The sequence below is a fragment of the Streptomyces flavofungini genome (assembly GCF_014650815.1).
Lineage (GTDB): Bacteria > Actinomycetota > Actinomycetes > Streptomycetales > Streptomycetaceae > Streptomyces > Streptomyces flavofungini.
Genome location: NZ_BMVR01000002.1, coordinates 534960 through 547535, shown reverse-complemented (window position 1 = coordinate 547535; position 12576 = coordinate 534960). Strand labels below are relative to the sequence as shown.

Sequence of the window (12576 nt, the reverse complement as noted above, 5' to 3'; positions counted from 1 at the left end):
TAGACTGGTGGATCGCCAGACTGGTGGATCGCCCCGGACGACGAGGACAGCGCGCAGCACCGCCGACCGTCCCGGGAGGCAAGCCAGCCCCTGTCACCCCAGCCAGTCCCCTGACAGAGTCCTCTGCCAGTCCTCACGTACGGGAAGTCGCAACGTGTCGCTCACGATCGGAATCGTCGGTCTGCCCAACGTCGGCAAGTCGACCCTGTTCAACGCCCTGACCAAGAACGACGTCCTTGCGGCCAACTACCCGTTCGCGACGATCGAGCCGAACGTGGGCGTGGTCGGCGTCCCCGACCCCCGCCTCACCAAGCTGGCGGAGATCTTCAGCTCCCAGAAGATCCTCCCCGCCACCGTCGACTTCGTCGACATCGCGGGCATCGTGCGCGGCGCGAGCGAGGGCGAGGGCCTGGGCAACAAGTTCCTCGCGAACATCCGCGAGTCCGACGCGATCTGCCAGGTCATCCGGGCCTTCAAGGACGAGAACGTCGTCCACGTCGACGGCAAGGTCTCGCCGAAGGACGACATCGAGACGATCAACACCGAGCTGATCCTCGCGGACCTCCAGACGATCGAGAAGGTCCTGCCGCGCCTCCAGAAGGAGTCGCGCATCAAGAAGGACATCGCCCCGAAGGTGGCGGCGGTGGAGGCGGCGAAGGACATCCTGGAGAAGGGCGACACGCTCTTCTCGCAGGGCATCGTCCAGGGCTCGGAGCGCGCGGAGCTCCTGCACGACCTGCACCTCCTGACCACCAAGCCCTTCCTCTACGTCTTCAACGTCGACGAGGACGAGCTGACGGACGACGACTTCAAGGCCGAGCAGCGCGCCCTGGTCGCCCCGGCCGAGGCGATCTTCCTCAACGCCAAGCTGGAGGCGGACCTCGCCGAGCTGGACGACGAGGAGGCCCTCGAACTCCTCCAGTCCGTCGGCCAGGAGGAGCCCGGCCTCGCCACCCTCGCCCACGTCGGCTTCCGCACCCTCGGCCTGCAGACCTACCTCACGGCAGGCCCCAAGGAATCCCGCGCCTGGACCATCAAGCAGGGCGCGACGGCCCCCGAGGCGGCCGGCGTCATCCACACCGACTTCCAGAAGGGCTTCATCAAGGCCGAGGTCATCTCCTTCGCCGACCTGGTCGAGACCGGCTCGGTGGCCGACGCCCGCTCGGCGGGCAAGGCCCGCATGGAGGGCAAGGAGTATGTGATGCAGGACGGGGATGTGGTGGAGTTCCGCTTCAACGTGTGACCGCTGTTGCGGGTGAGCGGGGCCGGGCGCTGTGGCGTCCGGTCCCGCTGCGTTTCTGGGTTCCGGTTTCCTTGCCGCGGGGGGCAGTTGAGGTTGTGGTGGGGGCTGTTGGTTGACTTGCGGTGAGCTTGACGGGGGTCGGTGTTCGCTGTGCCCTCGCGCCGTGAGCCTGGGGGAAGAATGACGCGTTCTGGGAAGCCCGCTCTGCATCGTCGTGCGCTGCTCGGGGGGACCGCGGCCGTCGGGGCCGGGGTGGTGTTGCCGACGGGCGTCGCCGTGGCCGGTACTCGGTCCGGTGCTGGTGCTGGTGCTGGTGCTGGTGCCGGTGCCGGGGTCCGTGGGCGGCGTGGAGGGATGGGGCAGGGCGCCATCGATGGTGTCGTCGCTCGGCTCGACGCGCATCTGGTCGCGTTGCGGCGGGACTTCCACCGGTACCCCGAGCTGGCCGGGAAGGAGGTCGGCACGTCCCGGATCGTGGCTCATCTGCTGCGCTTCGCCGGGCTTGAGGTGCGGACCGATGTCGGGGGGCACGGCGTCGTCGCCGTGCTGAAGGGGGCGCGGCCCGGGCGTACCGTCGCCTATCGCGCCGACATGGATGCCGTACCGGAGACAGGGATCATCCCCAAGGGTGCCGAGCCCGCTCATGCCTGTGGGCATGACATCCACACCACCGTCGGCGTTGGCGTCGCGCAGACCCTCGCCCAGTTGCGGGAGCGGCTCAGTGGCACCGTGGTCTTCTTCTTCCAGCCCGGGGAGGAGGCCCTCGTGGGGGCCAGGGCGATGATCGAGGCCCGTGTGCTGCAGGACTATCGGCCCGAGGAGATTCACGCGCTGCACTGTGGGCCCTTCCCCGTGGGGCAGTTCGCCGTGACGCCCGGGAGCGGGCTGCCGGGGCAGGACGAGGCCGTGATCGAGATGAGCGGTCCGGACGCGTTCGCTTCGGCGGAGCGGCTCGCCGCCGAGATCAAGAAGCTCTCCACGGTGGCCTTCCCGGAGACGCCCGCCGATCTGGAGAAGATGGTCGCCGACGTGCAGACGGCTGACGGGCCGCTGGCCAGGTTCGTTGTCGTCAGGGCGGGCGCTGTGAAGGACCCCGGGACGGGGAAGGTCACTGTTCCCGTCTCGTACCGCTGCTGGCCCGAGGAGCGGTACACCGAGGTGCGCGCGGCCATCCAGCGGCTGGCGAAGCCTCATGACGGTGCCGTCGTGAAGTTCGCCAAGGAGCCGTTCCCCGCCATGGTCTGCCCTGAGGCGGATGCCCGGGAGCTCGGGCGGCACCTGCGGCGGCGGTTCGGGGCGGACGCGGTGACCGTGATGCACGCCGCGTTCCCCTTCAACGGCGAGGACTTCGCGCTGTTCCTGGACAAGATCCCCGGTACGTACACCTTCCTCGGCGTACGGCCTCCGGGAGCCGTCATCACGAAGGGCTATCCGCACTACGGCGCCTTCGATCCCGACGAGCGGGCCATCGGGGTCGGTGTGCGCGCGATGGCGGGCTGGCTCGTGGAGCGGGCCAAGGGGTGAGGGCGGGCTCTTCGGCGATTCTTGCTCGGTGCGGCACACAGCTGGTCACGGGGTCGGTCGTCGGGCGGCGGTGCGGCCCCCGCCCTGGTGGGTGGGGGCCGTCGTGTGCTGGGGGCGGTGATCAGGTGAGGATCAGGAGGGTGGTGATGCCGGGGCCGAAGGCGCCGCCCAGTTGGTAGCTGAGGGCGAAGAGGCCGATGGCGGTGGGGCGTTGGGCGGGGGTGGTGGAGGTGGCGGCGTGGACCGAGAGGGTGGCGTTGGCGCCTGTCGCGGTGAAGGCGGCCGCGCCCGCCGCCAGGAGGAGCAGGAGGCCCGAGCCGGCGAAGACCGCCGTCGCCACGGCCGTCGCGCCGACCGTCAGCAGGACCGTGCGGACCGCCGTCCGGCCGAGGCGGGCCGAGCTCGCCGCGAGCAGCCAGGACAGGGCCGACGCGATGAGCAGGGTCACCAGCTGGCCCGTTCCGATCGCGCCCTTCGACCAGCCCGCCCGGTCCTGGAGCAGGGTCGGCACGGTGAAGAGGAGCGTGAAGTAGGTGGTGGAGAGGGTCGCGCCGAGGGCCGCGGAGGTGAGGAAGACGGGGGAGCGGAGGAGGCCTGCGGGTACGAAGCCCTCCGGGCGGTTGCGGACGTGCAGGGTGAGGAGCACGGCGGTGAGCAGGGCGGCCGCGAGGGCCGGGAGCGGGGCGGTCGGCAGCAGGATCAGAGAGGTCGCGAGTGCGATCAGCAGTGCTGCGCCGCGTGCGTCGAAGCGGCCCTCGCCGGGCGGCGTACTGCGGGCGTAGCGCGCCACGGCGGGCACCGCGAGCAGCGCGATCGCCGACACCGCGAACGCGAGGCGCCACGACACCGCGTCCGTGAGGGTCGCCCCGAGCAGCGGTCCCGCCGCGCCCATGACGCCGAAGCCGGAGCTGATCACGCCCATCCGGCGCGCGCTGCCCGCCAGGTTCATCGCCGCCGCGACCAGGCCCGCCCCGCCGAGGGACTGCGCGACGCGGCCCGCGAGGGCCACCGGCAGCCAGGGCGCGATCGCCACCAGCGCGGTGCCGCCGAGCACGAGGGCCGAGCTCAGGCGCAGCAGCGGCTTCAGGCCGCGGCGCCGCAGCAGGGCCGCGAGCAGCGGGGTGCCTGCCGCCATGGCCCAGGCGAAGGCCGTCACCAGCCACGTCGCCGTGGCGGTCGCGACGCCGAGGGAGCGTGCGATGTCGGGGAGGATCAGGACGGGGGCGTTGGCTCCGGCGGCCACGGGGGCGGCGAGCAACGCCAGCCAGAAGACGGGGACTTGGCGGGGGGTGTCGGTGCCGGTCGTGGTGGCGACGGGCGTGGTGACGGTGGTGGTGGGTGCGGTGGCGGACGCGGTCGTACTGGACACGGGGACCCCCTGGAGCGGAACCGGCGATGGTGGATGGCGGGCGAGGCGGGTGGGCCCGCGATGGGTGGGCGAGGCGGGTGGGCCCGCGATGGGCGGGTGAGGGGGGGGGACCCGCTCAGACCGTCGTCACGACGTCCTCGTACGCCAGCCGCGGCGACCGCGGGAACCACGCCTCCTCTCCGGGGCGGCCGATGTTGACCACCATCAGCGGCTCGTGGTCCGCGTCCAGGAACTCCTCGCGGAGCCCGGCGGCGTCGTACCCCGTCATCGGTCCGGCGGCGAGACCGGCGGCGCGGACGCCGACGATGAAGTAGGCCGCCTGGAGGGCGCCGTTGAGGAGGGCGGAGTCCTCGCGGACGGCGCGGTCGGAGAAGTACGTCTCGCCGATGCCCGGGGCGTGCGGCACCAGCTGGGGGAGCTCCTCGTGGAACTCGTGGTCGGTGGCGAGGATCGCGACCAGCGGGGCCGTCTCGGTCTTGCCGCGGTTGCCCTCGGCCATGTGCTTGACCAGGCGTTCGCGGCCCTCGGGGGTGCGGACGAGTATGACGCGCAGCGGGGACTGGTTGAAGGCCGTGGGGCCGTACTTGACCAGGTCGTAGATCGCCTGGACCTGCTCGTCGGTGACGGGCTCGGCGGTGAAGGTGTTGGCCGTGCGGGCCTCGCGGAAGAGCAGGTCCTGGGCGGCGGGGGCGAGGGCGAGCGGGGACATGGCGTACTCCTGTGAGGTGTCTTCGGCCGAGTCGTCCTCGGCCGGGTTCGGCCGAGCACGCCCCGGACGAGTTGTCTTCGGGTTCGTCTTATCAGGACTGAGAATCTCAACGTTGAGATAAAACCACGGGGGTTCGTTCAACGTCAAGTGTCTTAGTATTGAGAGAGTCAGTGTTGAGGAATGGGAGTGGTGGGGCATGAGCGACGCCGTGGACGCGATCGTCGGGCAGTGGGACCAGGAGCGGCCCGAGCTGGGTGACGCCCTCTGGCCGGTCCAGCTGATCGCGCGGGTCCAGCGGATGAACCGCATCCTGGACCGCGAGGCCAAGGTGTTCTGCGCCAAGCACGGCGTGGAGTGGGGCGAGTTCGACGTCCTGACGACGCTGCGGCGCTCCGGGCCGCCGTACGCCCTCACCGCGGGCGCCTTCCTCAAGGCGGCCATGGTCACCTCGGGCGCGATCACCAACCGGATCGACAAGATGGAGGCCAAGGGCCTGGTCGAGCGGGTCAGGGACGGCGCCGACCGCCGCACCGTACGGATCAAGCTCACCGAGCACGGCAAGCAGCTCACGGACACCCTGATGGCCGACCACCTCGGCCGCTACGCCCGGCTCCTCGACGGCCTCGACCCCGAGGAGGTCGACGCCGCCGCGGCGCTGCTCCGCAAGTTCCTGGAGCTGCACGGCGACGCGTCGATCTCGTAGCGCCACCGCGGGCGCGGCGGCGCCGCGGGCATCGGCCGGTCCAGGGGGTGGATCGGCGGGACGGCGTCGGCTGGCCGGGTCCGGTCGGTCGGGGCGCCCCGCCCGCTCCCCGACCCCCGCCCCGCCCGCTCCCCGACCCCCGCCCCGCCCGCGCGAAATCGATGGTGGCTGAAATCGCGCCATCGCCGCACCCCCGCCCCCTCCGCCTCGCGGAAGCCGCAGTCCGGTGGTGCCACCCCGCCCCACGTGCCACGCCACCTTTACGGGGGTAATGCACGGATTATTGCTGCCATGTCATGGCCGGTGCGTGGCGGTCGTGTTACGTCCGAACACCGCCCTTGTGGGTTTCCTATGGATCCGCCAATCTTTCGTCGGCGACAGAGAGTTGAACATTGATCAACTCGGCGTGAACATGTCGGCCAAACATTGTCATGCCCTTGTCGCATCCCCCACCAGCGCACCACCGATTGAGGAGGACCCCTCAGATGGCAGTGATGCGTCACCCCCGCCGAAGACTGGCCGGTACGGGCACCCTCGCCCTGACCGCCGCCACCGCCGTCGCCCTCGGTGTCGTCGCCGCGCTCCCCGCGAGCGCGCAGCCGAAGGCGGACGAAGGCCGGATCCAGTACGCGGACGCCCCCGGCTCGATCGCCGGCAGCTACATCGTCACCCTCGACGCGGACGCCCCGAAGGCGGACTCGCCCGCGGGCAAGGCGCTCGCGAAGAAGCACGGCGCCGAGATCGAGCGGACGTACAAGAAGGTCCTGAACGGCTACGAGGTGCAGGCGTCCGAGGCCGAGGCGAAGAAGTTCGCCGCCGACCCGGCCGTCGCCTCCGTCGTGCAGAACCGTACGTACACGGTCGCCGCGACCCAGCCCAACCCGCCGTCGTGGGGTTTGGACCGCATCGACCAGCGCAACCTCCCGCTGGACCAGAAGTACACCTACCCGGACAAGGCCGGTGAGGGTGCCACGGTCTACATCATCGACACCGGTGTCCGTAAGACGCACCAGGACTTCGGCGGCCGCGCGGTCGACGGCTACGACGCCATCGACAACGACAACACCGCGCAGGACGGCCACGGCCACGGCACGCACGTCGCCGGGACCGTCGGCGGCATCGCGCACGGCGTCGCCAAGAAGGCCAAGATCGTCGGCGTCCGCGTGCTCAACAACTCGGGCTCCGGCACCACCGCGCAGGTCGTCGCGGGTATCGACTGGGTGACCCGCAACGCCACCAAGCCCGCCGTCGCCAACATGAGCCTCGGCGGCCCGGCCGACAGCGCGCTCGACACCGCCGTCCGCAACTCCATAGCCGCCGGCATCACCTTCGCCGTCGCCGCGGGCAACGAGACCACCAACGCCAACACCCGCTCGCCCGCACGCGTCACCGAGGCCATCACCGTCGGCGCCACCACCAACACCGACGCCAAGGCGAGCTACTCCAACTTCGGCACGGTCCTCGACCTGTTCGCCCCCGGTTCCAGCATCACGTCGACGTGGAACACCAACGACACGGCGACCAACACGATCTCCGGTACGTCGATGGCGTCCCCGCACGTCGCGGGCGCCGCGGCCCTGTACGTCGCCGAGAACCCGTCGGCCACCCCGGCGCAGGTCTCCACGGCCCTGACGACCGCCGCAACCCCGAACGTCGTCGGCAGCCCCGGCACCGGCTCGCCCAACCGCCTCCTGTACGTGGGCGGGGGCGGCACCAACCCGCCCGGGCCGAAGTTCGAGAACGGCGCGGACTTCGCCATCACCGACAACTCCACCGTCGAGTCGCCGGTGACCGTCACCGGCGTCCCCGGCAACGCCCCGTCGGCGCTCAGCGTCCCGGTCGCCATCAAGCACACGTACGTCGGTGACCTGAAGATCGAACTCGTCGCCCCGGACGGGACCGCCTACGTCCTCAAGGCCTTCGGCGCGGGCGGCAGCTCGGACGACATCAACACCTCGTACACCGTCAACGCCTCCTCGGAGACGGCCAACGGCACCTGGAAGCTGAAGGTCACCGACAACGCTGCCCAGGACATCGGGACCCTGGACTCGTGGGGCCTGCAGTTCTGACGCCCGTCGGGTCTGACTGATCAAAACTGATCAATCGGCTTCACCGGCACACCTCTTCATCCTCGTCCTCGCGGTACGGCTCCGGGTCCGTGACCCAGCCGGCCGCGAGGACGAGGCGCGTGTGGCGCCGGACGGCCAGGAACCCGAAGGGCAGGGCCCGTTGCCCACCCGCGCGGAGCCACCCCTCGTGCGCCCCTGCGGTGACCAGCGTGCGCCGTGCGGTGACCGGCGTGCGCTGGTGGGGTAACTGGGATGACCGGTCGGTTAGTTGATTGCTATATCGCTCGAAAGGCCCTGCGTAAAGACCTGCCCACAAGGAAATCATCACTTCGAGTGATTCCTTGGCCTAGGGTTGCGGCCAACAACCCACGGTTGCCAGGCTGTTGCTGTCTGTCAACCTGATGGGAGTGGCCAGTGACATTCGGTGAGCAGCCGGCCTATCTGCGCGTCGCGGGTGATCTCCGTAAGAAGATCACCGATGGTTCGCTGCCGCCGCACACCCGGCTCCCCTCGCAGGCCAGAATCCGCGAGGAGTACGGGGTCTCGGACACGGTCGCTCTCGAAGCCCGCAAGGTGCTCATGGCCGAGGGCCTGGTCGAGGGGCGCTCCGGCTCCGGCACCTATGTGCGCGAGCGCCCCGACCCCCGCCGCGTCGCCCGCACCGGCTTCCGCGGCCCCGGCACCTCCACCCCGTTCCGCCAGGAGCAGGCCGCCGAGAACGCCCGCGGCACCTGGGAGTCCCGCAGCGAGCAGGCGGACGCGAACGAAGAGATCGCCGAGCGTCTCGCCATCCGCCCCGGGGACCGTGTGATGTGCACGCGCTATGTCTTCCGGGACGCGGGCGAGGCGATGATGATCTCCACGTCCTGGGAGCCCCTGGCCGTCACCGGCCGCACCCCGGTGATGCTCCCGGAGGAGGGCCCCCTCGGCGGCTGCGGCGTCGTGGACCGCATGGCCGCCATCGACGTGATCGTGGACAACGTCGCGGAGGAGGTCGGCGCCCGCCCCGGCCTCGCCGAGGAGTTGCTCGCCCTCGGCGGCGTCCCCGGCCACGTCGTCCTCGCCCTCCAGCGGACGTACTACGCCTCGGGACGCCCCGTGGAGACGGCCGACATCGTCGTCCCCGCCGACCGCTATCGCATCGCATACCACCTGCCGGTGCGGTGACCGCCCGCCCGGCCGCCGGGGCTGCTCGCCGCCCCGGCCCGACCGGAATGCGAACGGCCCGTCCGTCCCGCGTGATCGCGAGTTAACGCCCGCCCGGGTTCCGTAACGCCCGGGCAACGGCGCCCCGCAGCGGATCGTCACGCACGGCTCCTAACTTCCCCCTCCGTACCCGCAGTCCGGTCGGACGTTTCGGAAGTCAGGAATCCACATGACGGATACGGTCACGCGCGACGACGCGGCCACGGCGGGCGCCGCCGCCCCGGCCGACGGCCCGCCGCGGCGCAGCTACGCCAGGCTCGCCGCCGACGAGAGCCGCGAGGACTACTCGCTGCGCTATGCCCCGCACTCCTTCCGCCGCTGGTCGCCGACCATGGTCGCGTCCACGGCGCTCGGCGGCATCGCCTATCTCGCGGACTTCGCGATCGGCGCGTCCATCGTCTTCACGTACGGTTTCACCAGCGGCTTCGCGTCCATCCTGTGCGCCGCGACGATCATCTTCGTCACCGGCATCCCGATCGCCCGGGCCTGTGCGACGTACGGCCTGGACATGGACCTGGTCACGCGCGGCGCGGGCTTCGGCTACTTCGGCTCCACCCTCACGTCCCTCATCTACGCCTCGTTCACCTTCATCTTCTTCGCCCTCGAAGGCTCGATCATGGCGCAGGCCATGCACCAGGCCGTCGGACTCCCGGTGGAGATCGGCTACTTGGTGACGACGCTGATCGTCATCCCGATCGTGTTCCGCGGCATGGGCGCGCTCGCCAAGGTGCAGGCCTGGACGCAGCCGATCTGGATCATCGGCATGGTCCTGCCGTTCCTGGTGCTCGCCTTCGAGGCGCCGGACGCCTGGGGCGCCTTCGGATCGTTCGAGGGGACGGAGGGCGCGGGAGCGGGCTTCTCCTGGATCGGCTTCGGGCTCGGCACCGGCGTCGCGCTCTCCCTCATCGCCCAGATCGGTGAACAGGCCGACTACTTGCGCTTCATGCCGGCCAAGACCGAGGCGAACAAGAGGCGATGGAATCTGGCCGTTCTCGCGGCCGGTCCCGGCTGGGTGATCATCGGTGCCGCCAAGCAGCTCGGTGGCGCGTTCCTGGCCTTCGTGGCGCTCGAAGCGGTCGGCAGGACGCACGCCCTGGAGCCGATCGCTCCGCAGATCGAGGCGCTGCGCCCCTGGCTCGGCTCGTTCGCGCTGCCCGCCGCCGCGGTCTTCGTGATCGTCTCCCAGATCAAGATCAACGTGACCAACGCCTACAGCGGTTCGCTGTCCTGGTCGAACTTCTTCTCCCGCGTCACCCACCGCCACCCGGGCCGGGTCTGGTACATCTTCCTCAACCTCGCCATCGCGCTGACGCTGATGGAGATGAACATGTTCGCGGCCCTCAACAAGCTGCTCGGCTTCTACGCCAACGTGGGCATCGCATGGATCGTCGCCGTCGCGGCCGACCTGGTCATCAACAAACGGGTCGGGTGGAGTCCGCCGTACATCGAGTTCAAACGGGCCTATCTGTACGCGGTGAACCCAGCCGGATTCGGTGCGATGGTGATCGCCTCGACGGTCTCCATCCTGGCGTTCTTCGGTCTGTTCGGCCGGTACGCCGAGGCCTTCTCGACCTTCATCGCCGCCGGACTCGCCCTGCTCCTGTGCCCGTTGATCGCCTGGGCCACCCGGGGCAGGTACTACCTGGCGCGGCCGAACCCGGTGAACGGCCCGCACGTCGAGGTCCCCGACCTCACGGCCACCCACCTCTGCGCGGTGTGCGAGACGGCGTACGAACTCCCCGACATCGCCGACTGCCCCGTCCAGTCGGGGCCGATCTGCTCGCTGTGCTGCTCGCTGGACGCCCAGTGCGGGGACGTCTGCCGTACGTCGCCCGTGAGCGGCCCCGTGCTCATGCCGGTGCCGACGGTGCCGGCGGTGCCCGCGCCGACGGGGGGTTCGCGAGGCGGGGCGCACGACAGCGGGGCATTCACCAACGAGCCGTAAAGGGGGCCGAGTTCGGGCTTGCCGCGCTCGTCGGCGGCCGTTGGAGGGGGCGCGTCCACGAGGACGCGCCCCCTCCGCGCTGGCCGATTGCGTATCTCTTTGTGCAAAGTCGTATCCGCTGCGTAAAGGTCGGGCGTAAGCTCGGGCATATGCGGATTGCGGTTTCCTTACTGATCGAGGCGTGGGGTGCGCCGGGGGCGGGGAGCGGAGGGACGGCATGAACGACGGGACGGTCATACTGCCCTGGCTCGTGATACGTCAGGACGACAACGGCAACCGCTACCGCGTCGGAAGGTACGCGACCAAGGCCGAGGCGCAGAAGATCGCGGACAGCCTCGACGACCGCGGCAGGGAGCAGCTCTACTGGGTGGAGCGGCTGAACCAGAACGGCGCGCGGTGAAGGTCGTAAGCTCCCGCGCATGACCGATCGGATCCTGGTGGTGGGCGCGGCCCTGTACGACGAAGGCCGGCTGCTCGCCGCCCGGCGCAGCGCGCCCGAGGAACTCGCCGGACGCTGGGAGCTGCCCGGCGGCAAGGTCGAGCCCGGCGAGCGCGGCGAGGACGCCTTGGTGCGCGAGCTGCGCGAGGAGCTGGGCGTCGAGGCGGAGCCCCTCGCGCGGGTGCCGGGGGAGTTCGACCTCGGGCGCGGCTATGTGATGCGGGTGTGGCGGGCCCGGCTGCTCGCGGGGGAGCCCAAGGCTCTTGAGGACCACGACGAGCTGCGGTGGCTCGGCCCCGGCGAACTGTGGACCGTGGACTGGCTCCCCGGCGACATCCCGGCGATCCACGCCCTGACGGAATCCTGACGGACTTTCGCCCGGATCTCCCGGCGGGGCCCGAGCGCGCCGCGCTACCGTCGGCGCCTCGGCACCCCCCCCGCCTGGCGAAACACCCCGCCTGACGGACCCTCCGCCACCCCTCCGACCTGCCGGAACACCCCACCGGAGCCGGAGCTGTCGGCGGCCTGCCCGGCCTTGCGGCGGCCGGGGCGCAGGGGCGCGCGAGGTGATGACGGGACAGGTCGTACGCCTCTCTACGCCGTTCGTGCCACAACGACACCTGGAACGCGGTACTTCCACCTGGATATCGGGTATGTGCCCATTAACCCCATGAAACCGGACATAGGTCCGCCGCTGGGCCGGGAAGTGATCGGCGTGATCGACACCGAAGGCGAATGCGCCGAGTGGGACTTTCCCGCGGACCCGGGCGCCGTCCGCACGGCCCGTGCCGTCGTCCGCGCGCAACTCGGCGCGTGGGGGCTCGGCGCCCTCGGCGATGTCACCGTGCTGCTCGTCAGCGAACTGGTGACCAATTCCCTGCGGTATGCCTCGGGCCCCATCGGCGTCCGCCTGGTGCGCCCGGCCGATCCGCTCGGCACACTGCTCGTCGAGGTGTCCGACCCGCTGCCGGACCCGCCCCGGGAACGGGCCGCGGCGCCCGACGACGAGGGCGGCCGGGGCATCCAGCTCGTCGCCCGGTCGTCCCGGCGCTGGGGTACGCGGCCGGGGCGCACGGGCACGACGGGGAAGACGGTGTGGTTCGAGCTGGCGCTGCCCGGATAGAAGACAGAGGGCGCCGGTACGTACAAGTGCACGGGACGAGCACAAGGCGGACACGGGCCAAAAAGCGTTTAGTCCGTGCTGTGATCGTGAACGGCGTGTGGCCCGGCACCGTAGTGCTGGATACTGCGGGCAGCCACATCCGGTGACCGGTACCGGACGCGGTGAGCTGGAGGGGACGGTTCGCGTGAGCGAGATACCAGCGAAGGCGACGGGTTCGAAGCGGCCTGTGGCGCGGTCGGGCGGGGT

11 protein-coding genes are annotated in these 12576 nt (G+C 70.7%); 9 read left to right on the top strand and 2 right to left on the bottom strand.

What is annotated here, in order from left to right; all coding sequences use genetic code 11:
* Window positions 1-154: 154 nt before the first annotated feature.
* Together ychF and IE274_RS06230 are read left to right on the top strand one after the other, a co-directional pair.
* Window positions 155-1243, top strand: coding sequence for a redox-regulated ATPase YchF (ychF, locus tag IE274_RS06235; protein WP_190114548.1), 1089 nt, complete (start codon window positions 155-157; stop codon window positions 1241-1243).
* Window positions 1244-1597: 354 nt separating this feature from the next.
* Window positions 1598-2767: a M20 metallopeptidase family protein gene (locus IE274_RS06230; protein ID WP_229909254.1), complete on the top strand. Its 1170-nt coding sequence runs from the start codon at window positions 1598-1600 to the stop codon at window positions 2765-2767.
* A 121-nt stretch (window positions 2768-2888) separates the two neighbouring features.
* Here the strand turns inward: IE274_RS06230 and IE274_RS06225 are convergent, their stop codons facing one another.
* Window positions 2889-4136, bottom strand: coding sequence for an MFS transporter (locus IE274_RS06225; RefSeq protein WP_190114546.1), 1248 nt, complete (start codon window positions 4134-4136; stop codon window positions 2889-2891).
* A gap of 115 nt (window positions 4137-4251) precedes the next feature.
* The gene (locus IE274_RS06220; RefSeq protein ID WP_190114545.1) at window positions 4252-4845 is read right to left on the bottom strand and encodes a malonic semialdehyde reductase; all 594 of its coding nucleotides are present in this window, start codon (window positions 4843-4845) and stop codon (window positions 4252-4254) included.
* 196 nt (window positions 4846-5041) lie between these two features.
* Between IE274_RS06220 and IE274_RS06215 the strand changes: the two genes are divergently transcribed.
* The 7 genes from IE274_RS06215 (at window position 5042) to IE274_RS06185 (ending at window position 12330) form a co-directional block, all read left to right on the top strand.
* Window positions 5042-5548 (top strand): MarR family winged helix-turn-helix transcriptional regulator, encoded by a 507-nt coding sequence (locus IE274_RS06215; RefSeq protein WP_190114544.1) that lies wholly within the window; start codon window positions 5042-5044, stop codon window positions 5546-5548.
* Between the two features lie 485 nt (window positions 5549-6033).
* Complete coding sequence (locus tag IE274_RS06210) at window positions 6034-7617, top strand: S8 family peptidase (protein ID WP_190114543.1); 1584 nt, start codon at window positions 6034-6036, stop codon at window positions 7615-7617.
* A 414-nt stretch (window positions 7618-8031) separates the two neighbouring features.
* Entirely contained in the window at window positions 8032-8784 is a 753-nt protein-coding gene (locus tag IE274_RS06205; RefSeq protein WP_190114542.1) for a GntR family transcriptional regulator, read from the top strand.
* A gap of 208 nt (window positions 8785-8992) precedes the next feature.
* Window positions 8993-10768 carry a purine-cytosine permease family protein gene (locus IE274_RS06200; protein ID WP_190114541.1) on the top strand — a complete coding sequence of 592 codons (1776 nt, stop codon included), beginning with the start codon at window positions 8993-8995 and terminating at the stop codon, window positions 10766-10768.
* Between the two features lie 217 nt (window positions 10769-10985).
* A complete protein-coding gene (locus IE274_RS06195; protein WP_190114540.1) occupies window positions 10986-11168 on the top strand; it encodes an SPOR domain-containing protein in 183 nt (60 codons plus the stop codon).
* Between the two features lie 19 nt (window positions 11169-11187).
* Window positions 11188-11574: a (deoxy)nucleoside triphosphate pyrophosphohydrolase gene (locus IE274_RS06190; RefSeq protein WP_190114539.1), complete on the top strand. Its 387-nt coding sequence runs from the start codon at window positions 11188-11190 to the stop codon at window positions 11572-11574.
* Between the two features lie 303 nt (window positions 11575-11877).
* Complete coding sequence (locus IE274_RS06185; protein WP_190114538.1) at window positions 11878-12330, top strand: ATP-binding protein; 453 nt, start codon at window positions 11878-11880, stop codon at window positions 12328-12330.
* Window positions 12331-12576: the final 246 nt, after the last annotated feature.